We start from the raw sequence: 26,645 nt of genomic DNA on the forward strand, positions 1-26,645 counted from the left end.
ATCGTGATGCAATATGCATTAAATCGCCTGATCCGGCAAATGGCGCGGCAGGGGGCCAGTATAGCCCCGCCGACCGGACGGCGACAGCGCCCGGCTTGTGAAAAATAAGAATGAGCATATCAGGCCCGCTCAAGGATTTTGAACGGGCTTTCAGAGGGATCTATGAGGGAAACCATTCATTTCGCCCACGCCAACAGCTTTCCGGCGTCGGTCTACCGCAAGCTGCTGTCGCGGCTGGGCGAGCATCACCAGGTCGGCTTCCTGGACACGATAGGCCACGACCCGGCCTATCCGGTCACCGACTGCTGGCCGCATCTTGTCGACGAGAGCATCGCCCACATCGAGGGCCACTACGCCGGCCCGGTGGTCGGCGTCGGCCATTCGCTGGGCGGCTTCCTGATGTTCTACGCCGCGTTGAAACGGCCGGACCTGTTTCGCGCCATCGTCATCCTCGATTCGCCGCTGATGGGGCCGTCGCGCTCGCTCGGCATCTGGCTGGCCAAGCGCTTGGGCTTCATCCAGCGGGTGACGCCCGGCGGCAACTCGCTGAAGCGGCGCGACAACTGGGCCTCGGCGGCGATGGCGCGCGACTATTTCGCCCGCAAGGCGATGTTCGCGCGCTTCGACCCGGACTGCCTGGACGACTACGCCGAGCTGGGCACGCAGGAGGACGGCCGCGGCGGCCGGCGGCTGAAATTCCGGCCCCGGGTCGAGCACGACATCTACGCGACGCTGCCTCACGACTTTCCGCGGCATCGGGGGCGTCTGAAAGTGCCGGCGGCCGTCATCGCCGGCGAGGAGTCCGATGTGCTGGGAGAGGCCGACATCCGTTTCATGCGGCGCCATTTCGGCCTCCGGGTCGAATTCCATCCCGGCAGCCACCTGTTTCCGCTGGAGCGGCCGCTGCAGGCCGCCGAACACATCCTCGAGCTGCTGGAGCGGCTGCCGCGCGGCTGACGGCGGTCTTGCTGCGGCGCGACAAAGCTTGCGACGGATGATGTTCTCGCGGAAACTAAGGCTAACTCCAGCCTGCATGAAAGACCGAAGCCTGTGACGATGGAACACCTGCTGAAGCAACACCGAGACGCCATCGACGCCATCGACGTCGAAATCCTCAACCTGCTGAACCGGCGCGCCAGCCATGCCCGCGAAATCGGCGAGATCAAGGGCGGCGGCGTCATCTACCGCCCGGAGCGCGAGGCCCATGTGCTGCGCCGCCTGAAGGATCTGAATCCGGGGCCGCTGCCCAGCGAGTCGATCGCCCGCCTGTTCCGCGAAGTGATGTCCGAGTGCCTGGCGCTGGAAAAGCCGTTGTCCATCGCCTACCTGGGACCGGAGGGCACGTTCAGCCAGCTGGCGACGATCAAGCACTTCGGCCACGCCGCGCGCACCGTCGCCTGTAGCTCGGTGGACGAAGCCTTCCGCCTGGTGGAGTCGCGCGCGCTGGACTACGTGGTGGCGCCGGTGGAGAATTCCACCGAGGGCGCGGTCGGCCGCACGCTGGACCTGATGGTCAGCTCGCCGCTGAAGATCTGCGGCGAAGTGGTGCTGCGCATCCATCATCATCTGCTGCGCCAGGCCGAGGGCCTGGACGGTATCCGTCGCGTCTACGCCCATGCGCAGGCGCTGGCGCAATGCCACGAATGGTTGAACAAGAACCTGCCCGCCGATGTCGAACGGGTGTCGGTGGCCAGCAATGCCGAAGCGGCGCGGCTGGCGGCCGAGGACGAGTCGGCCGCCGCCATCGCCGGCCAGGCCGCGGCTGAACGCTACGGCTTGCTGAAACTGGCGGAGAACGTAGAGGACGAGCCGAACAACACCACCCGCTTCCTGGTGCTGGGCCTGCAGGACGTCGGCGCCACCAGCCAGGACAAGACCTCCATCGTCGTGTCGGCGCCGAACCGGCCGGGCGCGGTGCACCAGTTGCTGGAGCCTGTGGCGGCCAACGGCGTGTCGATGAGCAAGTTCGAGTCGCGTCCGTCGCGGGCCGGCTTGTGGGACTATGTGTTCTTCATCGACCTGGAGGGCCACCGCCAGGACGAAAACGTGCAACGCGCGCTGCAGGGCTTGTCCGAGCGCACCTCCTTCGTCAAGGTGCTCGGCTCCTATCCGACGGCGGTGTTGTGAGTCTTCCGGCATGATCGGGGGGCGGAATCTTCCGGCCCTTGTTTTTTAACGGATAAAGAAAATGAAATCGATCTGTCTGTTCTGCGGTTCCAACAAGGGGACGCGGCCCGAGTACGAGGCCGCCGCGCGGACGTTCGGCCGCACGCTGGCCGAGCAGGGCATCACCCTGGTCTACGGCGCCGGCAAGGTGGGCCTGATGGGCGTGGCCGCCGACGCGGCGCTCGAAGCCGGCGGCCGGGTGGTCGGCGTGATTCCGGAATTCCTGAAGGCCAAGGAAGTGGCCCATATGGAGCTGAGCGAGCTGCATGTCACTGAAACCATGCATCAGCGCAAGGCCATGATGGCGCAGCTGTCCGACGGTTTCGTCGCGCTGCCGGGCGGCTTCGGCACCTTCGACGAGCTGTTCGAGATACTGACCTGGGCGCAGCTGTCGGTGCACGACAAGCCGGTCGGCGTGCTCGACGCCGGCGGCTTCTACCAGCCGCTGAGGGCGCTGGTCGAGCACGCGGTAGGCGAAGGCTTCGTGCCCAAGGGCAATCTGGACCTGTTCCGCATCGAGCGGGACCTGCCGACGCTGCTGGACTGGATGGGGCAATACCGGCCCAGCCGCGTCGCCAAGTGGCTGGACCTGACCCGCACCTGAGCGCGCGACATGGGAAAGGCTGATACGCGGGCGTCGCCGTGGTCGCGCGCGCGGCGGGCGATGGCCTGGCCGCTGGTGCTGCTGCTGGCGGCGGTCATCGTTTTTGAAGAGTGCGCGTGGGACGAACTGGCCGCGGCGCTCGCCAGGCTTGGCCGCTGGCCGCCGTTCGCGGCGCTGGAACGCTGGGTGGCGAGTCGCGCGCCGAAGACGGCGCTGGCCCTGTTCCTGGTGCCGGCGCTGGCCCTGCTGCCGGTCAAGCTGGCGGCGCTGTTCCTGATCGAGCAGGGACATGCCCTGCTGGGCCTGGCGGTGATCCTGCTGGCCAAGGTCGGCGGCACCGCGCTGGCGGCCTGGCTGTTCACGCTGACCCGGCCGGCCCTGATGTCGGTGCCGTGGTTCGTGCGCTGGTACGAGCGCTTCGGCCGGCTGCGCGCCTGGGTGTTCGAGCGATTGCGGACCTCGCTGCCGTGGCGCTGGGCCAGGCTGGCGAAAATGCGGGCGCGCCGTTTCTGGGCGCAGCCATCGCCGCTGACGCGTCTTGCCCGGAGACTGGCCGATCGCTGGCGCCGGAACGCTTCCGCCGGAGGCAGGGGACAAGGAGACTGAGTAGATGATCGTCGTGATGAGAGCCCGCGCGAGCGAGGCCGAAGTGCGGGACGTGGTGTCCAGAATAGAGGGAGCCGGTCTGGCTGCCCACGTGTCCCGCGGCATCGAGCGCACGGTGATAGGCGCGGTGGGAGAGGAAAGGGGCATGGACGCGGCCGCGTTCGAATCCATGGCCGGCGTCGAGCGCGCGCTGAGAGTGGTCGGCGATTACCGCATCGTGTCGAGGGCGGCGCAGCCGCAGGATACGCGGGTGAGGATGGGACGGACGGTGTTCGGCGCGGGCGGGACGGCCTGGCTGGGCGGCTGCGCGCAGGACTGGAGCGAGGACGCGCTGCGCGCCGTCGCGCGCCAGGTCGCCGCGGCCGGAGGCGGTCTGTTGTACGCCGGCGGCGGGCGCAGCCACGCCAGCCCCTACCATTACCGGTCCCTGGGCGTCTCCGAACTGGAGTGCCTGCAGGACGTCGCCGGAGAGGTCGGCCTGGGCGCCGTCGCCGAGCTGTGCGACGTCCGTCTGCTGGATGCGCATCTGGAGCGGCAGACCGAGGCGCTGCTGCTGCCGCCGCAATCGTTGAGCAATGTGGAATTGCTGCGGGAAGTCGGCCGCATCAATAAAGCTGTCATCTTGCAGCGGGACAATCGTCTGAATTTGGACGAGTGGCTGACCGCGGCGGAACACGTCGCGCTCGGCGGCAACCATCAGATCGTGCTGTGCGAATGCGGCGGCGACGGCCAGTCCGTCAGCCTGGACGTCGGCGGCCTGGCCAGTCTGCGCAGGCGGACCCATCTGCCGCTGATCGTGGCCGCGCCGATGATAGGCGGAGTGGCGCTGGCCCGCGCGGCGATGATCGCGGGCGCCTGCGGCCTGATGCTGGATGGCGCGGCGTGGACCGAGGAGGAGACGCCCGCCTGGCGGGAATGGTTGCTGGCCGGCGCCGCCCCATGAGCGCTCTGGAGGGCTTGCTGACGGAGATCGCGGCCTGTCGGGCCTGCGAGGCGTCGCTGCCCTGCGGCCCCCGGCCGGTGCTGCGGGCAGCCGCCTCCTCGCGCATCCTGCTGGCCGGCCAGGCGCCGGGACGCAAGGTGCACGAGAGCGGGGTGCCCTGGGACGACGCCAGCGGCAAGCGTTTGAGGGAGTGGTTGAGCGTCGACGCGGATACGTTTTACGATCCGGCGTGTTTCGCCATCGTGCCGATGGGCTTCTGCTACCCCGGCACCGGCTCGAACGGCGATCTGCCGCCGCGTCCGGAATGCAGCCGGCTTTGGCATCCGCGCCTGCTGCCGCTTCTGGGCCGGGTGGAACTGGTGCTGGCGGTGGGCGCCTACGCGCAGGCCTACCATCTGCCCGCGCGAAAGCGCACGCTGACGGAAACGGTGGCCGCCTGGCGCGAATATTGGCCGGCCGTGGTGCCCTTGCCGCATCCCAGTCCGCGCAATCAGATGTGGCTGGCGCGCAACCGGTGGTTCGAGGCCGAGTTGCTGCCGGCTTTGCGCGGAAGAGTGGGGGAGGTGTTGGCGCGATAGTTCGGAGCGTTTTGCGCAAGCATGAGCAAAAACTCTAAAAATATGGATTTCCACCGTTCCGCAGGTGATAATTCGGCCCAGTTCTATGGAGAGACCCGTCACGATGAAGTGTGTTGATGATTTTCGCCTGAAACTGGGCAGGCACGAACTGGTGCCCGTCGTCATCGGCGGCATGGGCGTCGACATTTCCACCGCGCAACTGGCGCTGGAAGCCGCTCGCCTCGGTGGCGTCGGCCATATTTCCGACGCGATGGTGCCGACGGTGACCGATCGCCGTTTCAATACCAAGTTCGTCAAGAACAAGCTGGCCCAATACAAATTCAATGTCGAGAACCCGGACAAGTCCGTGGTGCGCTTCGATCTCGGCGTGCTGGAAGAGGCGACCCGCCTGCACGTCGGCAACACCATGCAGCAGAAGCGGGGCGATGGCCTGGTCTTCATCAACTGCATGGAAAAGCTGACGATGAACGCGCCGAAGGAGACGCTGCGGACGCGGATGCGCGCGGCGCTCGACGCCGGCATCGACGGCATCACGCTGGCGGCCGGCCTGCACCTGGGCTCGTTCTCGCTGATCGAGGACCACCCGCGCTTCCATGACGCCAAGCTCGGCATCATCGTCTCGTCGCTGCGCGCGCTGCAGTTGTTCCTGAAGAAGAACAGCCGCAGCGGCCGCCTGCCCGACTACGTGGTGGTGGAGGGGCCGCTGGCCGGCGGCCACCTGGGCTTCGGCATGGATTGGGCCGAGTATGACCTGGGCACCATCTTCGCCGAGATTCGCGACTGGCTGCGCGCGGAGCAACTCGACATCCCGCTGATTCCGGCCGGCGGCGTCTTCACCGGCAGCGACGCGACCGCCTTCCTAGAGGCCGGCGCCGGCGCGGTGCAGGTGGCGACCCGCTTTACGGTGGCCCGCGAATGCGGTCTGCCGGAAAAGGTCCAGCAGGAGTACTTCAAGGCCAGCGAGGACGACATCGAGGTCAATCAATTGTCGCCGACCGGCTACCCGATGCGGATGATCAAGCGTTGTCCGGCCATCGGCGACAGCATACGGCCGAATTGCGAGGCCTATGGCTATCTGCTCGACGCCAAGGGCAGCTGCTCCTACATCGACGCCTACCACAAGGCCCAGGCGGAAAATCCGGGCGCCAAGCGCGTGCCGGTGTGGGAAAAGACCTGTCTGTGCACCCATATGCGCAATTTCGACTGCTGGACCTGCGGTCATTACGCCTACAGGCTGAAGGACACCTCGCACCGGCGCGACGACGGCAGCTACCAGCTGCTCAGCGCCGAGCATGTGTTCCACGACTACCAGTACAGCCGCGATCACAAGATCGCGCTGCCCAAGCGCGAAGAATACCTGCTGGTGGGCTGACGGCTGGGTTTCGAATGGGGCGGCATTCCTCGCAAGGGGAATGCCGCTTTGTTTTGCTTGTGATAATGTCAATGTCAGGTATTGCTACTGCGCTTTCAATTATATAGCATTAATGATTTGCGCCCGACGTCCGCGGGCGCGGGAAGGGCGGCGATGCCAGCGTTTGCATCGAATTGCCGGCTGATCTACCATCGGCGCACCATGTCAGGCTTCCGGCATGTTGATGGCAGACCAGGCTCTTGCAGCCGCGCCGCGCGGTTGCCACCTACCCGGAATGATTTCCATTTTCTTGCGAACAAGTAATAAACAATGAGCAAAATCGACAAGCAGAACCAGCAGGAAGCCGTTTCCCACAAGATCCGTTACCGTCTGCAGCAGGCGGGCGCCCGTTTCCATGCCAACGATAATATCGCCGACTTCATCGAGGACGGCGAGCTGGACGCATTGCAGGACGAAGTGCAGGCCAAGCTGAAGGGCGTGCTGGAAAGCCTGGTGATCGATACCGAGAACGATCACAATACCCAGGACACCGCCAAGCGGGTGGCCAAGATGTTTCTGCGCGAGGTGTTCCGAGGCCGCTATGTGCAGATGCCGGCCAGCACCGAGTTTCCCAATGTCGAGCGGCTGAACGAATTGATGATCGTCGGCCCGGTCACCGTGCGCAGCGCCTGCTCGCACCATCTATGCCCCATCATCGGCCGCGTCTGGGTGGGCGTGATGCCGAACGAGAATTCCAATCTGATCGGCCTGTCCAAGTACGCCAGGCTGATAGACTGGGTGATGACGCGCCCGCAGATCCAAGAGGAGGCGGTATCGCAGATCGCCGACCTGCTGATGCGCAAGCTGCAGCCGGACGGCCTGGCCATCGTGATGGAGGCCGACCATTTCTGCATGCACTGGCGCGGCGTCAAGGACAGCAACAGCAAGATGACCAACAGCGTCATGCGCGGATCGTTCCTGACCGATGCCAATCTGCGTCGGGAATTCCTGTCGCTGATGCATAAACCGTAACGGAGGCATGGCCATGCTGGTTCGCCTGATTTATTGCAGCCGAGCGCAAGAGCCGATCAGCGAGGCTCTGGTCGACGAGATTCTGGGCGTCGCCAGGCGGAACAATCCGGCGCAGGGGATTACCGGGCTGCTGTGTTACAGCCAGGACATCTTCATGCAGGTGCTGGAAGGCAGCAGGGCCCATGTCAACCGCCTTTATCTGAAGCTGGCGCACGACGCCCGCCATCATTCGCTGACGCTGCTGTCCTTCCAGGAGATCGAGCAGCGCAAGTTCGCCAACTGGAGCATGGCCGAGGTGGCGCTGGACAAGCTGAACGCCTCGTTGATCCTGCGCCATTCCCCGCTGCCGATGCTGGAGCCGTTCACGATGCCGGGCGCCGGCGCCGAGCGCCTGCTGGAGGATCTCGCCGAGTCCGGCAGCATACAGTAGCGACGCATTCGCACCGGCGGGCCGTCCGGCCCGCCGTTCATCAAACCCATGGAAAGAATCATGTCCCGACTCAGCATCATCGCCGCGCTGGCCCTGCTGGCCGGCGGCGCGGCCGCCCAGGCCGCCCCCGTCACCAAGACGCTGCCATCCGGCGTCAGGATAGAGACCCTGGTCGCCGGCAAGGGCGCGCTGCCGAAGCCGACCGACACCGTCAAGGTCAACTATCGCGGCACCTTCAAGGACGGCAAGGAATTCGACAGCTCGTACAAGAACGGCGGCCCGATCAGCTTCCCGCTGAACCGCGTGATTCCGTGCTGGACGCAGGGCGTAGGCACGATGGCAGTCGGCAGCAAGGCCAAGCTGTTCTGCCCGGCGGCCACCGCCTACGGCAGCCGCGGCGCGCCGGGCGCGATCCCGCCCAACACCGACCTCTACTTCGAGGTGGAGCTGCTGGACATCCAGAAGTAGCCCGCGAAGCGCCGGAAAAGCCCGGACCGGCCTAATGCCGGTCGGTTAAGAAAAAAGCACCGTGGTCCAAAGATGGGACGCGGTGCTTTTTTGTGATTTCACCTGCGCTTGGCAGCAAGAATGACTGAGCGTGCTTGGCCGCTCGAACGGGTTTGATCGGCTAGGAGCCGCTAACAAAACCGCGCAGCGTACCTGAGCCAAGGCGCGCCGACGCAGGCAGTACAAGTAGTACGACAAGGAGGCGCAACGCAGGATCAGGGGTTTTGTTAGCGGGTCTAAGGGAGAGACCGCTTTTCACTATGCGGGGGCATTCATGCCCCCGCCGTCGTTTTGAATGTCGGAAGTCGGCTGACCGGCGGCGGGTATCCAAGACCCGCATGCGGGCGGTGCCGATTGTACCGATGCAATGTACGCGGATGCCGGCATCGCGCATCGGACGAGCCACACGCTGCCGACTGATGCGGATGCCTGTTCTGACGCGGCATGCCGGGAGGGAGAGCGTCCAGCTTGAACGAGTCCGGCGATCTGTTGACGGAATGCTTGGGCTCCTTGAGCACAAGCAGTGATGTGTCTACGGAACGGAGGCAACGTCAGTGGCGGAAATTATATTGTCTATATTTGACTTGTCGAGTATTCACAAGTGTTGCATTGCCGCGCCGGAAAGATTTGGGTGACGATTGAAGTTGCTCGATTTTTTAATTCCCTGCCTCATTATTGCCTGATGATTTGGGAGAGGAAGTGTGATCAATAGAATTGTTGGATTAGTCATTGCCTTATGGCTTGTGCCAATCTGTATGGCGGAAGGCGTTCTTTCCATCCAATACCGAGACAAGCCTCCTTATAGCTACGAAAAAGATGGCAAGCCTGCAGGTTTTTTGATTGAGCGAACGGTTGAAGTGCTACGTTATGCCGCAATCGATGCCGAGTATGTGGAGGTTCCCATTAAAAGAATTGTTGTGGATATTAAGGCAAATAAAAAAGCCATTTGCTCTCCGGGATGGTATAGGACCCCTGATCGAGAGGGTTTTGCTCAGTTCTCGTTGGCAATTCATAAAGATAAGCCGCACATTGTATTGGCCAATGCCAACGTGGCAAGGAAAATTAAAAGCAATGGCACTTTGAAAGAGTTGCTTTCCAATAAGGGATTTGTGCTTGGCAGGGTGGTAGGAGTCTCTTATGGCCCAGAGCTGGATGCCATGATGAATAGTGCAACGGCTACAGTCATGAGCGCCACGGTAGAGCCAGGCGATCTCGCCAGGATGATTGCCACTCATCGCGCAGATTATATGCTGATTGATGTGGAGGATTACAATTTTTTATTAAAAAACAAGGTGGTGGATCAGGCTGATTTGACGGTTGTAAAGTTTGATGATATTCCGGCTGGACTGACGCGCTATATCATGTGCAGCAAGAATGTTTCCGCTGAGACTATGCGGCGTATCAATAAGGCCATACAAGCCGTTCTGTCGGATGTTCAGGCGCAATAGCTTTTGACCGCCTGGTTTGGGGGCGGTGTGGCGAGGCCGGTTGAAATGTCAGCCCAGAAACCGGTTGACGATCTCTTGAGTAGCAAGGCGAGGATGGGAAAGTAAGCAACTTGAATTGATATGGCAATCGAGCGGCATCAAGACGGGGGCTGCCAGACCAGGTCTGAATTCATATGTCAGTAAGATTCATTCTCCATGAAAAATGCCGCCCACTTGGCTTAAGACCCGCTAACAAAACCCCTGATCCTGCGTTGCGCCTCCTTGTCGTACTACTTGTACTGCCTGCGTCGGCGCGCCTTGGCTCAGGCACGCTGCGCGGTTTTGTTAGCGGCTCTAAGTGAACGGCATTGCGGACCGGCCGGCTTTTTCCATTGCGGCCGCTGTCCGGCGGCTTCAGCCGGCCGGGAACAGCGCCGCCAGCGGCGCGACGATGCGCTCGAGGTAGTCGGCGTCGGTCTGGTCGAAGCTGGAAAGCTGGTCGGAATCGATGTCGAGCACCGCTACGACCTGGCCGGCGGCGTCGCGGATCGGCACGACGATTTCGGAGCGGGCGCTGGACGAGCAGGCGATATGGCCGGGGAAGGCGTCGACATCGTCGACCAGCAGCGTACGGTTCTGCGCCCAGGCGCTGCCGCACACGCCGCGGCCGTAAGGGATGCGGGTGCAGGCGATCGGCCCCTGGAACGGCCCCAGCACCAGTTGTTCGTTCTTCACCAGATAGAAGCCGGTCCACAGCCAGTCGAAGGTGGCCGCCAGCGCGGCGGACAGATTGGCCAGCGCGGCGACGAGATCGGTCTCGCCTTGAATCAGCGCGTGGGCTTGCGGCAACAGGGTCTGGTATCTCTCCGCCTTGTCGGCGCCGTCTATGATCAGGTGTTCTGCCATCGGTATCGCAATGTTTCGGGATTATGGAGCTGACAGCATACACGGCTTCAGCGAAAAGAAAACGCCGCCCGGAGCGGGGCGGCGTCAATGGGGTCTGAGGAATCTTGGCAGCCCGAGGGCTTACATCATGTGCTGGCCGCCGTTCATCGCGATATTGCTGCCGGTGATGAAACCCGCGTTGTCGGAGCAGAGGAAGCCGACCAGCGCTGCGATCTCCTCGGGCTTGCCGAGGCGGCCGACCGGTATCTGGGCGATGATCTTGTTGCGGACGTCTTCCGGCACCGCCATCACCATTTCGGTGGCGATATAGCCGGGGGAGATGGTGTTGACCGTCACGCCCTTCTTGGCGACTTCCTGGGCCAGCGCCATCGTGAAACCGTGCATGCCGGCCTTGGCCGCCGAGTAGTTCGTCTGACCGAACTGCCCCTTCTGGCCGTTGATCGACGAGATGTTGACGATGCGGCCGAAGCCGGAATCCAGCATGCCGTCCAGCACCGGCTTGGTCATATTGAACACCGAGTCCAGATTGGTGCGGATCACGGCGTCCCAATCGTCCTTGCTCTGTTTCCTGAAGCTGGCGTCGCGGGTGATGCCGGCATTGTTGACCAGGATGCCGACCGGGCCGATGTTCTTGGCGATGCGCGCCGCCACTTCCTGGCAGGCGGCGAAGTCGGTGACGTCGCACAGATAGCTGTGGATGTCGTTGAAACCCAACCCTTTCATGTCGGCATGCCAGGCCTGCTCGCGGCCGGGCCGGCTGTAGGTGGTCACCACCACGTGTCCCGCTTCGGCCAGGGCCCTGCAGATGGCGGTTCCGATACCGCCCATGCCGCCTGTGACAAGCGCAATCCGTTTCGTCATGATGCTGGCTCCTCAGTTGGATTTGAAATTTTATGCTTGCGTGATACCAATCCCTTTTGTTACAGCATATTCAGGCAGCGATGAAAAGTAAATAAAGAGTGTGTGCTTTCTTATTTACAATCTGGCCGGCGCCAACTCCTGCGTCAGCCTCTGTAGCAAGTTTAGCCGATGCCGCGCGATGCCGCCTTTTTCCGCTGCGGCCATAATCGCACAATTCGGCTCGACGCAATGCGAACAGTTATGGAACCGACACTGGCCAATATACTGGCGCATTTCCGGAAAATAACGGATCAAATCGGATGCTTGCAGGTGTTTCAAGCCAAACTCCTGCAATCCGGGCGAGTCGATCAGGTGGCTGTCGGCGTCCAGATGGTAGAGCGTCGCGTGGGTCGTGGTGTGACGGCCGGAATCCAGAGCGGTGGAGATATCGCCGATGCGGGCGTTGGCATCCGGCAGCAGCGCGTTCGTCAGCGTGGACTTGCCCATGCCGGACTGGCCGACCAGCACGCTGGTATGGCCGCTGAGCAAGGGCCGCAGCGGGGAGAAGTCCTGCTTGGCCGACAGGGTCAGCAGCCGATAGCCTAGGTCGGCGTACAGCTGCAGCTTGTTCAGCAGCGCCGCGGTTTCCGGCAGGTCCGACTTGTTGACGACGATGACGGGTTCGATGTCGCCGGCCTCGGCGGCGATCAGGCAGCGCCCGAGCAATTCCTCGTTGGGGCTGGGTACGGCGGCGACCACGAACAGGATGCGGCTGACGTTGGCGGCGATCACCTTGGTCTTCCAGTCGTCCTGGCGGTAGAGCAGGCTGCGGCGTTCGTGCGCGCGTTCGATGACCGCCTGTTCCTGGTTCTGGATCAGGATGTCGACGTGGTCGCCGCAGGCGTAGTCGACGCGCTTGCCGCGGGTGGTGCAATCGTAGACGCGGCCGTCCGCTTCCACGATGAAGCGACGGCCGTGGCTGCGGATGATCTGTCCGGTGCTGGCGGTCATGGGCGGCGCATCAGCGCTTCGGTCTTCGCCGCGCAGATGAAATCGTTGAGGGTCAGGCCGCCGGCGTCGTGGGTGCTGAAGTTCACCACGGCGCGGTTGTAGTGCACGGACATGTCCGGATGGTGGTCCTCACGATGGGCGATCCAGGCCAGCGCGTTCACGAAGGCCATCGTCTCGTGGTAGTTGGCGAAGCGGTAGGTCTTGTTCAGCTCGATGCCGTTGACCTGCCAGCCGGGCAGGCCGGACAGCAGCTGGGTCACGGTGTTTTCGGCCAGCGGGTCCCGGCCGTGTTGCGGGGTGCAGGACAGTTCCAGCAGATTCATGCTCGGTTTCCTTTCAGGTGTTGGATGCGCAGCGCGGCGGGCGGATGCGAATCGTAGAAAGTCGAATGGATGGGGTCGGGCGTCAGCGTGGACGCGTTGTCGCGGTACAGCTTGACCAGCGCGGAGACCAGATCGTCGGCCCGGGTCTGCTCGGACGCGAAGTCGTCGGCCTCGTATTCATGCACGCGGGACAGCCGGCTGGACAGCGGCGTCAGCGGGAAGGTGAAGGCCGGCGTCGCGGTGAAGAACAGGATCAGCGCCATCGCGGTGCTGGGCGCGGAGACGCCGAGCCCGGCGTAGAACCACGGCGCATGCAGCAACTGCCCCAGCAGCCACAGCAGCGCCAGCGACAGGACGAAGACCGTCGCGATGCGCTTGGCGATGTGGCGGCGCTTGAAATGGCCGAGCTCGTGGGCCAGCACCGCCTCGATCTCGGCGTGGTTCAGCTGAGACAGCAGCGTGTCGAAGAACACGATGCGCTTGGCGGCGCCGAAGCCGGTGAAATAGGCGTTGCCGTGATTGGAGCGGCGCGAACCGTCCATCACGAACACGCCCTGGCTCTGGAAGCCGGCGCGCTGCAGCAAGGCCTCTATCCTGGTCTTCAGCGCCTCGTCCTCCAGCGGCTGGAACTTGTTGAACAGCGGGGCGATCAGCGTCGGGAACAGCGCCACCATCAGCAACTGGAACGCGGACCAGACCAGCCATACCCACAGCCACCACAGCGGACCGGACACGTCCATCAACCACAGGATCAGCGCGATCAGCGGCAGGCCGATCGCCGCGCCTAGCGCGATGCCCTTGAGCTGGTCGACCAGATACAGGCCAGCCGTCATCTTGTTGAAGCCGAAACGGCTCTCGATGCCGAAGGTGCCGTACAGCGCCAGCGGCAGCGACACCAGGCCGGAGACGACGGTGACGGCGGCGATCAGCGCGACGCCGGACAGCAGCGGCTGGGGAAACCATTGCATGCAGCGTTCGGCCAGCCATTGCAGGCCGCCGCCGAAAGTGAGGGCGGCGATCAGCGCGGTGTCCACCCATGCGCCCAGCAGGCCCAGCCGGGTCTTGGCTATGGTGTAATCAGCGGCGTGGCGGTGTTGTTCGGCGGTGATGCTGTCTTGGAAATCGGCCGGCACCCGGTCTCGGTGGCGGGCGATGTGGCGGATATGCCGCCAGCCCAGCCACAGCTTCAGGCACAGCGTCAGCGTCAGCGCGGCGGCGAATAGCAGGGAGAATGCTTCAGTCATGGGTGTCCGTGCAGGTATCGGGTTTGCCGCGCGGGCGGCAATGAAGGAAAATGGCAGGGTTTTCCAAAGATTGACTAGTATGGCACAAGATACCAATAACCTCATCTGGCTCGACATGGAGATGACGGGCCTGAATCCGGACAGCGACCGCATCATCGAAGTGGCGATGATCGTCACCGACAGCAACCTGAACGTGGTGGCCGAATCGCCGGTGCTGGTGATCCACCAGTCCGACGCCATCCTCGACGGCATGGACGACTGGAACAAGAACACCCACGGCAAGAGCGGGCTGATCGAGAAGGTGAAGAACTCGGCCGTCAACGAGACCGAGGCCGAGCAGCGGCTGCTGGACTTCATGGCCCAGTACGTGCCGGAGCGCGGCAGCCCGATGTGCGGCAACACCATCCATCAGGACCGCCGCTTCATGGCGCGCTGGATGCCCAGGCTGGAAGCCTATTTCCACTACCGCAACCTGGACGTGTCGACGCTGAAGGAGCTGTGCAAGCGCTGGAAGCCGGAAGTGGCCAAGGGCGTGGTCAAGCGCGGCAAGCACGAGGCGCTGGCCGACATCATGGAATCGATCGAGGAAATGCGCTACTACCGCGAGCACTTCCTCAAGCTGTAGTTAAGAGCGGCTAACAAAATTCCTGGTGCGGCGTTGCGCCGACTTGTCGTACTCAGGTACTGCCTGCGTCGGCGCGCCTTGCCCCAGCCGTGAAAAAGATTTTTGTTAGCCACGCCGGTTCAAGGTCTTTTTGCGAGCAGCGCAGCCCAGCCGCAGGCGGCCTGCTGGCTGGGCTGTCCTCCGGGCCGTTTTCTGCCGGCACATGGCATTGTCTAACGTCTCTGGCGGTGAATGCGCTGCGGCGAGCCGCTTCGGGCGGCCTGTATCCGGCAGAGAATGGCGGCTGCCGCAAAAAGACTTTGGACAGGCTCCAAGAAGCTCCAAACGCGGCGGTTGCCGCGACGGCAGGGCCGGCCGGATACCGGGCGTCCCTTTTCCTGGCGTTCACATTATTCCATTGGCAGGAAACATGGTTTCTCAGCGCCACACCGACATCAATTCCACCCAGATCTGGTCCAAGCTGCACCAGCATCAGCGCGCGACGCGCCATATGCACATGCGCGAGCTGTTCGATCTCGATCCGCAGCGCTTCCAGCGCTTTTCGCTGGAGCTGGACGGCCTCTTGCTAGACTATTCGAAGAACCGCATCACCGAGCGCACGCTGGAGTTGCTGTTCGAGCTGGCCCGGGCGGCCGATCTCGCCGGCTGGATGGAGAAAATGCGCACCGGCGCGCACATCAATGTCAGCGAGGGACGGGCGGCGCTGCACACGGCGCTGCGGCTGCCTGCCGACGCGCGGCTGAGCGTCGACGGCCGCGACGCGGTCGCCGACGTCCACCGGGTGCTGGCCCGGCTCAAGGATTTCAGCGAAGAAGTGCGCGACGGCCGCTGGCTGGGCTTCACCGGCCAGCCGATACGCGACGTGGTCAATCTCGGCATCGGCGGTTCCGACCTGGGGCCGCTGGTGGTGAAAGAGGCGCTGTCGGCCTATGCCGACCGGCGGCTCAATGTCCATTTCGTGTCCAATGTGGACGGCCAGCACCTGGCGCGCACGTTGGAGGGGCTGGATCCGGCCCGCACGCTGTTCATCGTCGCCTCCAAGTCGTTCACGACGCCGGAGACGCTGCTGAACGCCCAGGCCGCGCGCGGCTGGTTTCTGCAGGCCGGCGGCGAGGCCGACATCGCCCGCCATTTCGTCGCGGTGTCGACCAATGAGGCCGCGGTCAGGGCCTTCGGCATCGACCCCAGGCATATGTTCGGCTTCTGGGACTGGGTGGGCGGCCGCTATTCGGTATGGTCGGCGATAGGCCTGCCGGTGATGCTGGCCATAGGCTACGACCATTTCCGCGCCTTCCTCGACGGCGGCCATGCGATGGACCGCCATTTCTTCGAGGCGCCGTTCGCCGCCAATATGCCGGTGCTGCTGGCACTGATCGGGATCTGGTACAACACCTTCTATCGCGCGCATACTCATGCGATCATGCCGTATGACCACGGCCTGCGCCGGTTGCCGGCCCATATCCAGCAGCTGGACATGGAGTCCAACGGCAAGCGGGTGGGCCGGCTGGGCGAGGCGCTGGATTTCGACACCGGTCCGGTGATCTGGGGCGAGGAGGGGGCGAACAGCCAGCACGCCTTCTTCCAGTTGCTGCACCAAGGCACCCGGCTGGTGCCCTGCGACTTCATCCTGCCGCTGAACAGTCATTATCCGCTGGCCAATCAGCACGACGTGCTGGTGGCCAACTGCCTGGCGCAGACCGAGGCGCTGATGCGCGGCAAGACCGAGGCCGAGGTGATGCAGGAGCTGAGCCGCTTGACGGGAGAGGAGCTGGACATGCTGCTGCCGCAGAAGCTGTTCCCCGGCAACCAGCCGTCGAACACGCTGGCGCTGGACAAGGTGACGCCTTACAGCATGGGCATGCTGATGGCGCTGTACGAGCACAAGGTATTCGTGCAGGGCGTGATCTGGGGCATCAATTCATTCGACCAGTGGGGCGTCGAGTACGGCAAGCAGCTGGCGCGGCGCATCCTGCCCGAACTGGCCGGCGACGCCGGCGGGCTGGCGCACGACAGTTCCACCAACGGTCTGATCCGACATTACAGGGAGCGCCATGTCAAATAACAGGCAATTGGCCGCCGATCTGGGCGCGGCCCTTCTGTCGCGCGGCGAGAGCGTGGCGACGGCCGAATCGTGCACCGGCGGCCTGATCGCCGCGGCGATCACCGACGTGCCCGGCAGCTCCGCCTGGTTCAGCCACGGCGTCGTCAGCTACGGCAACCAGGCCAAACAGCAGCTGCTGGGCGTGCAGGCGTCGTCGCTGATGAATCACGGCGCAGTCAGCGAGCTGGTCGTGCGCGAGATGGCGGCCGGCGCGCAGGCGCTGGCCGACGCCGACTGGGCGGTGGCGGTGTCCGGCATCGCCGGACCGGACGGCGGCACGCCGGAGAAGCCGGTGGGCCTGGTCTGGCTGGCCATCGCCCATCCGGGCGGCCAGACCGAGGCCTGGAGCTGCCGCTTCGCCGGAGACCGCCAGCAAGTGCGGGAGCACGCGGCGGCCGAAGCGCTGTCGCGGCTGATCGAGCGCATCCGCGGCCACGTCAGGCCGGCCTAGTTCTCGTCGTCGTCCGGCTTGCGCCCCTTGCGCGCCCGCGGATGGGCCTTGTCGTACACCTTGGCCAGATGCTGGAAATCCAGCGCCGTGTAGATCTGGGTGCTGGACAGATTGGCGTGGCCCAGCAGCTCCTGCACCGCGCGCAGGTCGCCCGACGATTGCAGCAGGTGGGAGGCGAAGGAATGGCGCAGCATGTGCGGATGCACGTGCTGTTCGGCGCCGGTCTTGATCGCCCAGTCGCGCAGCCGCTTTTCCACCTGGCGCCCGCCTAGCCGCCTGCCGTGGCGGCCGGTGAACAGCGCGGCCTCGTCGGCGGACGCCTGCCGCGACTCCAGCCACTGCCGCAGCCTCTGCATCGCCTCGGCGCCTATCGGAACCAGCCTGGTCTTGCCGCCCTTGCCGCGCACGCGCACCAGACGGTCGGAAAAATCGACGTCCTGCAGGTCCAGCCCCACCGTTTCCGACAGCCGCAGGCCGCAGCTGTAGACCAGCTCGAACAAGGCGCGGTCGCGGATGTCGAGTTCGCCGTCTCCGTCTATCCGGTCCAGCAGCGCGGCGGCGCCGTCGACCGGCAGCGCCTTCGGAAGCAGCTTGTCGCGCTTCGGCGGGCGCAGGCCGGCGGCGGGGTTGTCGTCGCGCTGCAGACCCTGCTGCAGCCAGTGGTAGAAGCGCCGCCACGACGACAGCCGCCGCGCGAGGCTGCGGCTGCCCAGGCCCTGGGCGTGCAGCCGAGCCAGCGCCTTGCGCAGATCCGCCGCGCCGGCGTCGCGCAGCGGCAGCGGCTGCAGCAGCTCCTGCAGCAAGGAAAGATCGGCCCGATAGGCTGCCAACGTGTGCGGGCTGCGGCCGGCCACGGTCAGGTGGGCGGCGAAGCGGGCGATCAGGTCGTCGTCCACGTCAGCCCCGGCGCAGCCGCGCCATCTGCATCAGCCGCTCGAACAGCTGCAGGTCCTGTTCGTTCTTCAGCAGCGCGCCGGCCAGCGGCGGCGGCGCGCTCTGCGCGTGGCGGGCAGCCAGCTCGTCCGGCGCGACCGCCTCGCCGACCAGCAGCTTCAGCCAGTCCAGCAGCTCCGAGGTGGTCGGCTTCTTTTTCAGGCCGGGCAGCTCGCGGATGGAGAAGAATACCTCCAGCGCCTGCTTGACCAGCTGCTGGCGGATGTCGGGGAAGTGGACGTCGACGATGGCCTGCATCGTCTCGGCATCGGGAAAGCGGATGTAATGGAAGAAGCAGCGGCGCAGGAAGGCGTCCGGCAGCTCCTTCTCGTTGTTGGAGGTGATGATGATGATCGGGCGCTGGCGCGCGCGGACGAATTGCTGGGTCTCGTGGACGAAGAATTCCATCTGGTCCAGCTCGCGCAGCAGGTCGTTGGGGAATTCGATGTCGGCCTTGTCTATCTCGTCTATCAGCAGCACCGGCGCCGTCTCGGCCTCGAAGGCCTGCCACAGCTTGCCCTTGATGATGTAGTTGGCGATGTCGTGCACTTTGGCGTCGCCGAGCTGCGAGTCGCGCAGCCGCGACACCGCGTCGTATTCGTACAGACCGTGCTGGGCCTTGGTCGTCGACTTGATCGGCCAGATGATCAGTTCTCGGCCCAGGCTGGCGGCCACTTCCTCGGCCAGCATGGTCTTGCCGGTGCCGGGCTCGCCCTTGATCAGCAGCGGGCGTTGCAGGGCGATGGAGGCGTTGACGGCCATCATCAGGTCGTCGGTGGCGATATAGCGTTCGGTGCCGGTAAAGCGGGTAGTCATCGGGATAGGCTGTGGTACGTGGTGGTGGGTGGTCGAAAGGGCGGCGCCGGATCCGGGCCGCCCAAGGGATCAGCGGGTGAATTCCCGCGCCAGGTCGTCCAGTGTGACGCCCCAGCTCTTCATCATGTGGCTGAGCAATGCCATCTCGCTGTCGCTGATGGTGCCGTCCGACTTGCCGATGTCCATCGCCAGCACGCAGGTCAGGATGCGCTTGCGGCGGTCGGTCACGTCGGCCAGCAGATTGTCTATCCGTTCGCGGTCGAGCAGGCGGATCGAACCGTCGTCGCCGGCCTCGTCGGAAATGTCGTCGCACAAGTCGCGGAAGACCTGGGCGAACTGTTTGCGCGGCAGATTGATCAAATGGTAGACGTGCAGTTTCTCCAGCAGCTCGAGTTCGCGCGGATCCATGTTGCCATCTGTGATCATGAACATGGCCAGGAGTCTGGCCATCGCCTCTGGGCTGTTGGGCGGGTAGTGTCTCATGGCGCCATTCCTTGTTTGCTATTGGCTGAGCTTCCCGGAAAAGGCTTCCGGCATATGGGCGATCTTGCGTATCCGGTAGTCGAAAAAAACGATACCTGTCTTCAATCTTGCCACTTCTGCACCGCTGTTGTCATCGACTGCCTGATAAATCAGATCCAGCCCGTAGCGGCCGGGGTCGGCGACGCCGATGCGGAAGCGCAGCCTGTCGCCGTGAAAGGCCTCCGTCTTGTAGCAGGCGGCGATGTCGGCGACGACCAGGCCCAGCCCCTCTATCTGCAGCTCGTGCGGGTAGCCCAGGTGCTTCAGCAGCCGTATCCTGGCCTCGTGGGCCAGGCGGAGCATCGCGTCGTTGCCCAGGTGGCCGGCGTAGTTGATGTCTCCGATGCCGACGTCGAGGCAGGTCTCGAACACAAAGCGTTCCGGCAATGCCAGTTCGATGCGGGCCATGCTGGGTCTCCGAGTGGGTCATGGCATTTATGTCAAATAAAACCGGCCGCTGTCAAACGCCGGGCGGCAGGATTTGATAGACTGAGGGCAGGCCCTCTCTATAGGAGTGGAACATCATGTACCAGAGAATCTTTGTTCCGGTCGACGACAGCGATACCTCCAATCTGGCGCTGAGCGAGGCGTGCAAGCTGGCCAAGGTCTTCGGCTCCTCGATCAAGCTGGTCCACGTGGTCGACCTGGCCCAGTTCGGTTGGGGCGGCACCGAGTTCCTCGACGCGACCGAGTTGCAGAAGTCGATCAAGCAGGCCGGCGAGCAGGTGCTGGGGCAGGCCGGCGAGCGCGCCAGGGCGCAGGGCGTCGAGCCCGAGTGCAAGATACTGGAGAGCTGGGGCGACAAGATCGCGGCGGTGCTGTCCGACGACGCCTCGGAGTGGGGGGCGGATCTGATCGTGATGGGCACGCACGGTCTCGGCGGGCTGATGCACCTGCTGATGGGCAGCGTCGCGGAAGGCGTGCTCAAGGTGGCCGATATGCCGGTATTGTTGCTGCGCGCCCCGGAAGACTAGCCGCTTGCCATATTGACGGCGGTGAAGCCGAGGAGGGTCCTCGGTGGGCCCGGCGCCGTTTTGTCCGACATTCGGGCGATAAAAAAGCCAGCCGGGCGTCGCCGGGCTGGCTTTTCTGCGGGGAGGGGCGCTTAGCCGGCTGCGACTTCCGCGCCGCCTTCCTGTGCCTCGATCTTGGTACGGACCGCCTTGCGCAGGCTCTTGTACAGATCGGGGTGGGTTTCCTTCAGGTATTCGACGATCTCGAAGTCCTCGCGGCGGACCTTGGACAGGTCGATCTGCTCGACGTGCACCAGGCGCAGCAGCTCGCGTACCGGCTTCGGCATGTTGCGACCGCTTTCATAGCGGGAGCCGCCGGACTGGGTAACGCCGATGCGGCTCCAGAACTCTTGTTGGTTCAGGCCCAGCTTGCGGCGGATCTCCCGCGGATTCGGGATTTTTTCAAACAGTTTCATGAGTGTTCCTCTCGTATCTGAAACAAATGGTTCTAATATTTTTTTAGGACTTCGCCCTGCTTTTTAAAAATAGCAAAAAAAATCCAACAGGAATATTTATGATGCAGGGAAATTAGTGAAGTTCCATGAATTTGAAAATTCAGCTTTGCTAATGTTAGCGGAATCTAATCGTCAAGGACAATGGAATCAGTTCTGAACGATGTAATATGGCTGAAAAAGTGTCGCAATTTTGCAATTGTACTGGGCACAAACAGGGAAGGGAGGGGTGGCGAGCCCGACCCCCGGCACTTGCACTAAATAACTGTGGCTGCTTCCTTCCGGACCTGACCAGGTTCGCTACCGTGCAATGCGGGGAGGCCCGCCATAGAGAAAACGGATTCTATCCAACGATTCGCTATTTGCCAAGCATTTTTTGCATGGAATGATGCCGCCGAAGACGCTATTGCCTGCCGGGCACGGCGGGTGCAGACTCTGCCGATACCGCTACCGACAGGATTGCCCATGCCCAACGACGCTCGAAGCCTGCTGGCCGAACTGATACGCTTCGACACCACCAGCCGTTATTCCAATCTGAAGCTGATCGAATGGGTCCAGGCCTATCTGGCCGGCTTCGGCATCGCCGGCCGGCTGACGTACAACGACGACGGCAGCAAGGCCAATCTGTTCGCGCGCATCGGCGCGCCCGGGCTGCCGCTTGTCGTGCTGTCCGGCCATACCGACGTGGTGCCGGTGGACGGTCAGGACTGGAGCCGGCCGCCGTTCGAGCTCGGCGACGGCGGCGACGGGCGGCTGTACGGGCGCGGCAGCGCCGACATGAAGGGCTTCATCGCCTGCGTGCTGGCCCGGGTGCCGCTGTTCGCGGCGCTGGCGGCCGACGGCAAGCTGGCCCAGGGCATAGGCATCGCGCTGTCCTACGACGAGGAGGTCGGCTGCCTGGGCGTCGGGCGCCTGATCGACGGCCTGCAGGCCGACGGCGAGAACATCGCCGGCTGCCTGGTCGGCGAGCCGACCTCGATGCGGCCGGTGATCGCCCACAAGGGCATCGCCCATTACCGCTGCAAGGTGAAGGGCAGGGCCGCGCACTCGTCGCTGACTCCGCAGGGCGTCAACGCCATCGAATACGCGGCCCGGCTGATCACCCATATCCGCAAGCTGGCCGACGCGGAGGCCGCGTTCGGTCATCGGCAGTCCTTATATGATGTGCCGTTCACCACGATGCAGACCGGTTTGGTGCACGGAGGCGTGGCCTGCAATATCGTGCCGGCCGACTGCGAATTCATGTTCGAGTGCCGCTGGCTGCCGGGCGACGATCCGCAGCGCCTGGTGTCGTCGGTGTCCGATTACGCCGCCAATCTGCTGTTGGAGATGCGAGCCGTGGCGCCGGAGGCCGACATCGTCATCGAGCCCATGGTGTACAGCCCGGCCTTCGAGTCGGACCCGGCTTCGGCCATCCGCCAGTACGTCGCCAGCCTGTGCGGCTGCGACGGCGGCTCCGGCGTCGCCTATACCACAGAAGCGGGGCTGTTCAGCCAGGCCGGCATACCGTGCGTGGTGCTGGGCCCGGGTTCGATCGAGCAGGCGCACCGCCCGGACGAGTATATCGAGGCGTCGCAGTTGCAGGCCTGCTACGACTGGCTGGGCGCACTGGCTAACAAGTTAATCAAATAGACGTAAAAAATGCTTTGCCTGTATCAGCGTTAGGCCTCAAAATTCTGCCCCGGTAACATCGAAGGTCGACGAGTCGCCAACAAAACCACGCAGCGCATGAGCCGGACGCGCCGGCGAGGCGCGGTATCCGCGGTTTGTTGACGGCTCCATAAAGAAGCCCGCTCGGAGATTTCCGCGCGGGCTCGTTACATTAGCGAGAGAACAATATGCAGGACAAATCGAAATCGGGTGGAGAGGCGAAGTCGCGGGACGGATTCACGTCCAGCTTCGGCGTGCTGGCGGCGACCTTGGGCTCGGCTGTGGGACTGGGCAATATCTGGAAGTTTCCGTATCTGACCGGCACCAACGGCGGCGCCGGCTTTCTGGTGGTGTATGTGCTGGCCACGCTGGTGGTCGGCCTGCCGGTGATGATTTCCGAAATCATGCTGGGCCGCAAGGCCAAGCGCGACGCCGTGACCACGCTGGCCAAGCTGGCGCCGGCGGGTAAGCCTTGGTGGCTGGTCGGCGCTTTCGGCGTGTTCGCCGCCTTCCTGATCATGGCCTTCTATTCCGAGGTGGCGGCCTGGGTGTTCGCCTACATCTTCAAGGCGATAGGCGGCGAAATCCTGTCGCGCGATCCCAAGGTCACTTCTGACGCGTTTTCTTCGCTGATTTCCGATCCGCTGCAGTCTCTGCTGTGGCAGTGGCTGGTATTGGCGCTGATCGGCGGCATCCTGCTCTTGGGCGTGTCCAAGGGCATAGAGGCGGTGACCAAGAAGCTGATGCCGCTGCTGTTCGTGCTGCTGCTCGTCATCGGCGCGCGCAGCCTGATGCTGCCGGGCGCCGGCCAGGGTCTGGCCTTCCTGTTCGCGCCCGACTTCTCCAAGATCAGCGCTGCGGTGGTGTTGACGGCGATGGGCCTGGCCTTCTTCAAGCTGTCGATAGGCATGGGCACGATGATCACCTATGGCAGCTACTTCCGCGACGACCAGGATATTCCGCTGACGACCTTCCGCGTGATGTGCGCCGACCTGTTCGTGTCGCTGCTGGCCGGCATCGCCATCTTCCCGGCGGTGTTCGCCTTCGGCTTCAAGCCCGAGGCCGGCCCGTCGCTGCTGTTCATCACCATTCCGGCGGTATTCGCCAGCATGCCGCTGGGCCATCTGTTCATGGTGGTGTTCTTCGTGCTGGCCGCCATCGCCGCCACCGGCGCGATGCTGTCGATACTGGAAGTGCCGGTGTCGGTGCTCAGCGAGCGCTTCGGCATCAGCCGCGTCCGCTCCACCGTGATCAATCTGCTGCTGCTGGCGGTGGTCGGCGCCGGTTGCGCGCTGTCCAACAGCCTGACCGCCGACTTCAAGATCCACGGCATGACGCTGTTCGACCTGTTCGACTTCATCACGTCCAATGTGCTGATGCCGCTGGGCGGCATCTGCCTGTGCCTGTTCACCGGCTGGGTCTGGGGTTTCGACCGCTTCCGCGATGCGCTGAGCAACGGCGGGACGCTCGGCAACGAGCGCCTGCTGAGGGGGCTGTTCTTCGTGCTCCGCTTCGTTTCGCCGCTGCTGATCCTGGCGGTGATGCTGAAGGGGTTGAAAGTGTTCTAAAACGGAAAGGCCGGACGATGTCCGGCCTTTTTCGCATCGACGTCCGGTGCGCCCTCAGGGCAGCGGAATCTCCTCGTCGGGCGCCTGCGCCGGCGGCGGGGTGAAGCCGTTGATGTCGCGGGCGCTCTTTTCCAGCAGCAGCACGATGGATGTGTTCAACGCGCCGAAGGCCCAGCTGGCCAGCAGGAACACCGAATAGGCGCTCAGCTTGTCGGCGAACAGCGCGTGGCCGTGCAGCGTCAGTTCGGCGGGGTCGAAGATGGAGTAGAACACGCCGGTGGCGATGACGGCGATGATGAACGACGGCCAGAACAGCAGGATTCCCTTTTTCATCGAGTGTCTCCGGATGGCATGGAGCGGCAGGTAAGGCGCCGCGCGCGCGGCGTCACGCTTCTGATTATGCCATCGGCGGGCATTTGTCGATGTGCGGTCGCAATATCCTGCCGTGCCGGCCAGGGCCATGGTTTGTCGCCGGTCGGCGCGCTCGTGTTAGACTGTTGTTCGACAGCGAACAGCCTTGCATTCGGAAGGCAACAGCACGATACGGTTTTTCTTATGGCCGGCGCCGAGCCGCCGGCCGATCTGCAAAGCAATGGAGCCTGGTATGACTTCTTCGATCTTCGCCGGCGTGGAGCTGGCGCCGCGCGACCCCATTCTCGGTTTGAACGAGGCCTTCAACGCGGACGGCCGCGACACCAAGGTGAACCTCGGCGTCGGCGTCTATTCCGACGACAACGGCAAGATTCCGCTGCTGGCCGCGGTGCGCGCCGCCGAGAAGGCCAGGCTGGAAGCGCTGCCGGCGCGCGGCTATCAGCCGATCGAGGGGGGCGCCGCCTACGACGCGGCGGTGCAGAAGCTGCTGTTCGGCGAGGGCAGCGAGCTCTTGGCCGCCGGCCGGGTGGTGACCGCCCAGGCGCTGGGCGGCACCGGCGCGCTGAAGATAGGCGCCGATTTCCTGCGCCGACTGAATCCGAAGTCCAAGGTCTACATCAGCGACCCGTCGTGGGAAAACCACCGCGCGCTGTTCGAATCGGCCGGCTTCGAGGTGGAGAACTACCCGTACTACCACGCGGCCAGCCGCGGCGTGGACTTCGCTGCGATGAAGGCCTTCCTGGCCTCGCTGGACGCAGGCTCCGTCATCGTGCTGCACGCCTGCTGCCACAATCCGACCGGCGCCGACCTGTCGGCCGCGCAATGGGAAGAAGTGGTGCGGATTTGCCGCGAGCGCGGCCTGCTGCCCTTCCTCGACATGGCCTACCAGGGCTTCGCCGACGGCATAGACGCCGACGCGCTGGCGGTACGGCTGTTCGCCGGCTCCGGCCTGCAGTTCTTCGTCGCCAGTTCCTTCTCGAAGAGCTTCTCGCTGTACGGCGAGCGGGTCGGCGCGCTGTCCATCGTCACCGCGTCCAAGGACGAGTCGGTCCGCGTGTTGTCCCAGCTGAAGCGCGTGATCCGCACCAATTACTCGAATCCCCCTATCCACGGCGCCGCCATCGTCGCCGCGGTGCTGTCCAGCACCGAGCTGCGGCAGCAGTGGGAGGACGAGCTGGCGGGCATGCGCGACCGCATCCGCGCGATGCGGCTGGCGCTGCTCGAGGCGATCCGGGCGCGCGGCGTCGCCGCCGACTTCTCCTTCATCACCGAGCAGCGCGGCATGTTCTCCTACACCGGCCTGAGCGCCGCGCAGGTGGAGCGCCTGCGCGAGGAGTTCGGCATCTACGCGGTGTCCACCGGCCGCATCTGCCTGGCCGCGCTGAACAGCCGCAACGTCGAGTACGTGGCCGGGGCGATAGCCGCGGTGGTGCAGGGTTGACAGGCCTGGCCCGACAAAGCGAACCCCGGCATCCGCCGGGGTTTTCACATGCTTTGCCGCCGCGCTGATTAAGTGGATGGCAGTTTTGGGCGAATTTTTAATGCATTTGACATCAATGGCTTGCGCTTGTGACGCGGCCGTCCAAAAAGCAGTGGCCAAAAGGACAGGTTTGGTCTAGTAGCCATAGGATTTGCCCGCTGCGCCATTGTCTACGCCGAGAAATATCCGCATGATGCTGGAAGACATCAATGAATGTCGGATTGCTGACCCTGGTTCAAACGGGGCGGCAAGAACAATAATCCAACAGCTTGTTTAGAGGGGAAACCCTCGGGGTAGATGCCATGACTGCGACTTTTCCTGAAGTGCTGGTTCCGCAGGCCATCTCTGCGGGTGCTTTTGACGCGGACGATGCCGATGTCCGCAACAACCTGGGCCTTCTCGGCCTGCTTGACGTTTATTCCCGCGACAGCCGCTATCGGCTGACAGTATCGCTGGAGCCGGTGGATCCGGATGCGCGCCCCGCGCTCTGGAACCTTGAAGTGGAAATGGAAGTATGCGCCGACGGCAGCGTCGCCCGTCGCGCAGGGCGGCAGCTGGAGTACTCCGGCTCGGCTCCCGGCAGTCATTTGCGCAAATTGTTGGCCAATGGCGAATTGCTGGGCTATCTGATGCCCGGCACCGCCGCAGCAGCAGCCTGAAGCGGCACGCGCCAAACGAAAAGCCACTCCCAGGA

General features: G+C 63.8%; 30 protein-coding genes and 1 other RNA gene. 19 read left to right on the plus strand and 12 right to left on the minus strand.

The window, feature by feature from the left end:
• Window positions 1–162: 162 nt before the first annotated feature.
• The 11 genes from WNM05_RS12115 to WNM05_RS12165 all read left to right on the plus strand — a co-directional run bounded on the left by WNM05_RS12115 (window position 163) and on the right by WNM05_RS12165 (window position 9,665).
• Window positions 163–957 (plus strand): alpha/beta fold hydrolase, encoded by a 795-nt coding sequence (locus WNM05_RS12115; protein WP_434626920.1) that lies wholly within the window; start codon window positions 163–165, stop codon window positions 955–957.
• A gap of 99 nt (window positions 958–1,056) precedes the next feature.
• A complete protein-coding gene (pheA, locus tag WNM05_RS12120; RefSeq protein WP_434626922.1) occupies window positions 1,057–2,127 on the plus strand; it encodes a prephenate dehydratase in 1,071 nt (356 codons plus the stop codon).
• Between the two features lie 61 nt (window positions 2,128–2,188).
• The gene (locus WNM05_RS12125) at window positions 2,189–2,770 is read left to right on the plus strand and encodes a TIGR00730 family Rossman fold protein (RefSeq protein ID WP_434626924.1); all 582 of its coding nucleotides are present in this window, start codon (window positions 2,189–2,191) and stop codon (window positions 2,768–2,770) included.
• Between the two features lie 9 nt (window positions 2,771–2,779).
• Window positions 2,780–3,376: a hypothetical protein gene (locus tag WNM05_RS12130; protein ID WP_434626926.1), complete on the plus strand. Its 597-nt coding sequence runs from the start codon at window positions 2,780–2,782 to the stop codon at window positions 3,374–3,376.
• A 4-nt stretch (window positions 3,377–3,380) separates the two neighbouring features.
• Window positions 3,381–4,319: a 3-deoxy-7-phosphoheptulonate synthase gene (locus WNM05_RS12135; protein WP_434626928.1), complete on the plus strand. Its 939-nt coding sequence runs from the start codon at window positions 3,381–3,383 to the stop codon at window positions 4,317–4,319.
• On the plus strand, window positions 4,316–4,897 hold the full coding sequence (locus WNM05_RS12140) for a uracil-DNA glycosylase family protein (RefSeq protein WP_434626930.1): 582 nt from the start codon (window positions 4,316–4,318) through the stop codon (window positions 4,895–4,897). The genes WNM05_RS12135 and WNM05_RS12140 overlap by 4 nt, the downstream gene beginning before the upstream one ends.
• A gap of 103 nt (window positions 4,898–5,000) precedes the next feature.
• Window positions 5,001–6,269, plus strand: coding sequence for a nitronate monooxygenase (locus WNM05_RS12145; protein ID WP_434626932.1), 1,269 nt, complete (start codon window positions 5,001–5,003; stop codon window positions 6,267–6,269).
• Window positions 6,270–6,578: 309 nt separating this feature from the next.
• Window positions 6,579–7,280: a GTP cyclohydrolase I gene (gene folE, locus WNM05_RS12150; protein ID WP_434626933.1), complete on the plus strand. Its 702-nt coding sequence runs from the start codon at window positions 6,579–6,581 to the stop codon at window positions 7,278–7,280.
• A 13-nt stretch (window positions 7,281–7,293) separates the two neighbouring features.
• Window positions 7,294–7,710, plus strand: coding sequence for a BLUF domain-containing protein (locus WNM05_RS12155; protein ID WP_434626935.1), 417 nt, complete (start codon window positions 7,294–7,296; stop codon window positions 7,708–7,710).
• 60 nt (window positions 7,711–7,770) lie between these two features.
• Complete coding sequence (locus WNM05_RS12160; RefSeq protein ID WP_434626937.1) at window positions 7,771–8,178, plus strand: FKBP-type peptidyl-prolyl cis-trans isomerase; 408 nt, start codon at window positions 7,771–7,773, stop codon at window positions 8,176–8,178.
• A 740-nt stretch (window positions 8,179–8,918) separates the two neighbouring features.
• Window positions 8,919–9,665 (plus strand): substrate-binding periplasmic protein, encoded by a 747-nt coding sequence (locus WNM05_RS12165; protein WP_434626939.1) that lies wholly within the window; start codon window positions 8,919–8,921, stop codon window positions 9,663–9,665.
• Between the two features lie 393 nt (window positions 9,666–10,058).
• Here the strand turns inward: WNM05_RS12165 and WNM05_RS12170 are convergent, their stop codons facing one another.
• The 5 genes from WNM05_RS12170 to WNM05_RS12190 all read right to left on the minus strand — a co-directional run bounded on the left by WNM05_RS12170 (window position 10,059) and on the right by WNM05_RS12190 (window position 13,968).
• The gene (locus WNM05_RS12170) at window positions 10,059–10,550 is read right to left on the minus strand and encodes a GAF domain-containing protein (protein ID WP_434626941.1); all 492 of its coding nucleotides are present in this window, start codon (window positions 10,548–10,550) and stop codon (window positions 10,059–10,061) included.
• Window positions 10,551–10,670: 120 nt separating this feature from the next.
• Window positions 10,671–11,411 (minus strand): acetoacetyl-CoA reductase, encoded by a 741-nt coding sequence (gene phbB, locus WNM05_RS12175; protein ID WP_434626943.1) that lies wholly within the window; start codon window positions 11,409–11,411, stop codon window positions 10,671–10,673.
• Between the two features lie 114 nt (window positions 11,412–11,525).
• The gene (gene rsgA, locus WNM05_RS12180; protein ID WP_434626945.1) at window positions 11,526–12,401 is read right to left on the minus strand and encodes a ribosome small subunit-dependent GTPase A; all 876 of its coding nucleotides are present in this window, start codon (window positions 12,399–12,401) and stop codon (window positions 11,526–11,528) included.
• Window positions 12,398–12,724: a 4a-hydroxytetrahydrobiopterin dehydratase gene (locus tag WNM05_RS12185; protein WP_434626947.1), complete on the minus strand. Its 327-nt coding sequence runs from the start codon at window positions 12,722–12,724 to the stop codon at window positions 12,398–12,400. Before WNM05_RS12185 ends, rsgA begins: the two co-directional genes overlap by 4 nt.
• Window positions 12,721–13,968, minus strand: a complete 1,248-nt coding sequence (locus WNM05_RS12190; RefSeq protein WP_434626949.1) for a M48 family metallopeptidase — start codon at window positions 13,966–13,968, stop codon at window positions 12,721–12,723. Before WNM05_RS12190 ends, WNM05_RS12185 begins: the two co-directional genes overlap by 4 nt.
• Before the next feature lie 79 nt (window positions 13,969–14,047).
• Between WNM05_RS12190 and orn the strand changes: the two genes are divergently transcribed.
• The 3 genes from orn (at window position 14,048) to WNM05_RS12205 (ending at window position 17,145) form a co-directional block, all read left to right on the plus strand.
• Window positions 14,048–14,593, plus strand: coding sequence for an oligoribonuclease (gene orn / locus WNM05_RS12195; protein ID WP_434626951.1), 546 nt, complete (start codon window positions 14,048–14,050; stop codon window positions 14,591–14,593).
• A gap of 409 nt (window positions 14,594–15,002) precedes the next feature.
• Complete coding sequence (pgi, locus tag WNM05_RS12200) at window positions 15,003–16,655, plus strand: glucose-6-phosphate isomerase (protein ID WP_434626953.1); 1,653 nt, start codon at window positions 15,003–15,005, stop codon at window positions 16,653–16,655.
• Window positions 16,645–17,145, plus strand: a complete 501-nt coding sequence (locus tag WNM05_RS12205) for a CinA family protein (RefSeq protein ID WP_434626955.1) — start codon at window positions 16,645–16,647, stop codon at window positions 17,143–17,145. The genes pgi and WNM05_RS12205 overlap by 11 nt, the downstream gene beginning before the upstream one ends.
• Here the strand turns inward: WNM05_RS12205 and xerC are convergent.
• The 4 genes from xerC to WNM05_RS12225 all read right to left on the minus strand — a co-directional run bounded on the left by xerC (window position 17,142) and on the right by WNM05_RS12225 (window position 19,824).
• Entirely contained in the window at window positions 17,142–18,041 is a 900-nt protein-coding gene (gene xerC / locus WNM05_RS12210; protein ID WP_434626957.1) for a tyrosine recombinase XerC, read from the minus strand. The two genes, WNM05_RS12205 and xerC, sit on opposite strands and share 4 nt — an antisense overlap.
• 1 nt (window position 18,042) lies before the next feature.
• On the minus strand, window positions 18,043–18,894 hold the full coding sequence (locus WNM05_RS12215; RefSeq protein WP_434626958.1) for an AAA family ATPase: 852 nt from the start codon (window positions 18,892–18,894) through the stop codon (window positions 18,043–18,045).
• A gap of 69 nt (window positions 18,895–18,963) precedes the next feature.
• The gene (locus WNM05_RS12220; RefSeq protein ID WP_434626960.1) at window positions 18,964–19,377 is read right to left on the minus strand and encodes a TerB family tellurite resistance protein; all 414 of its coding nucleotides are present in this window, start codon (window positions 19,375–19,377) and stop codon (window positions 18,964–18,966) included.
• Window positions 19,378–19,395: 18 nt separating this feature from the next.
• A complete protein-coding gene (locus tag WNM05_RS12225) occupies window positions 19,396–19,824 on the minus strand; it encodes a thioesterase family protein (protein WP_434626962.1) in 429 nt (142 codons plus the stop codon).
• Between the two features lie 116 nt (window positions 19,825–19,940).
• Here WNM05_RS12225 and WNM05_RS12230 point away from each other — a divergent pair, with 116 nt between their 5' ends.
• Window positions 19,941–20,390, plus strand: coding sequence for a universal stress protein (locus WNM05_RS12230; protein WP_434626964.1), 450 nt, complete (start codon window positions 19,941–19,943; stop codon window positions 20,388–20,390).
• A gap of 131 nt (window positions 20,391–20,521) precedes the next feature.
• Here WNM05_RS12230 and WNM05_RS12235 read toward each other — a convergent pair whose 3' ends face one another.
• Window positions 20,522–20,845 (minus strand): helix-turn-helix domain-containing protein, encoded by a 324-nt coding sequence (locus WNM05_RS12235; protein ID WP_101708278.1) that lies wholly within the window; start codon window positions 20,843–20,845, stop codon window positions 20,522–20,524.
• A gap of 264 nt (window positions 20,846–21,109) precedes the next feature.
• Window positions 21,110–21,208: signal recognition particle sRNA small type (ffs, locus tag WNM05_RS12240), an RNA gene on the minus strand.
• Between the two features lie 138 nt (window positions 21,209–21,346).
• Here ffs and argE point away from each other — a divergent pair.
• Window positions 21,347–22,513: an acetylornithine deacetylase gene (argE, locus tag WNM05_RS12245; RefSeq protein ID WP_434626966.1), complete on the plus strand. Its 1,167-nt coding sequence runs from the start codon at window positions 21,347–21,349 to the stop codon at window positions 22,511–22,513.
• Window positions 22,514–22,719: 206 nt separating this feature from the next.
• Entirely contained in the window at window positions 22,720–24,099 is a 1,380-nt protein-coding gene (locus tag WNM05_RS12250; protein ID WP_434626968.1) for a sodium-dependent transporter, read from the plus strand.
• 54 nt (window positions 24,100–24,153) lie between these two features.
• On the opposite strand, the gene WNM05_RS12255 is transcribed toward WNM05_RS12250, so the two are convergent.
• On the minus strand, window positions 24,154–24,432 hold the full coding sequence (locus tag WNM05_RS12255; RefSeq protein WP_434626970.1) for a hypothetical protein: 279 nt from the start codon (window positions 24,430–24,432) through the stop codon (window positions 24,154–24,156).
• Between the two features lie 271 nt (window positions 24,433–24,703).
• On the opposite strand from WNM05_RS12255, the gene WNM05_RS12260 reads away from it, so the two are divergent.
• Together WNM05_RS12260 and WNM05_RS12265 are read left to right on the plus strand one after the other, a co-directional pair.
• Entirely contained in the window at window positions 24,704–25,912 is a 1,209-nt protein-coding gene (locus WNM05_RS12260; protein ID WP_434626972.1) for an amino acid aminotransferase, read from the plus strand.
• Between the two features lie 341 nt (window positions 25,913–26,253).
• On the plus strand, window positions 26,254–26,610 hold the full coding sequence (locus WNM05_RS12265; protein ID WP_434626974.1) for a hypothetical protein: 357 nt from the start codon (window positions 26,254–26,256) through the stop codon (window positions 26,608–26,610).
• The last annotated feature ends 35 nt before the right edge of the window (window positions 26,611–26,645 follow it).

Origin of the sequence: Chromobacterium sp. CV08, assembly GCF_051129845.1 — a bacterium.
Lineage (GTDB): Bacteria > Pseudomonadota > Gammaproteobacteria > Burkholderiales > Chromobacteriaceae > Chromobacterium.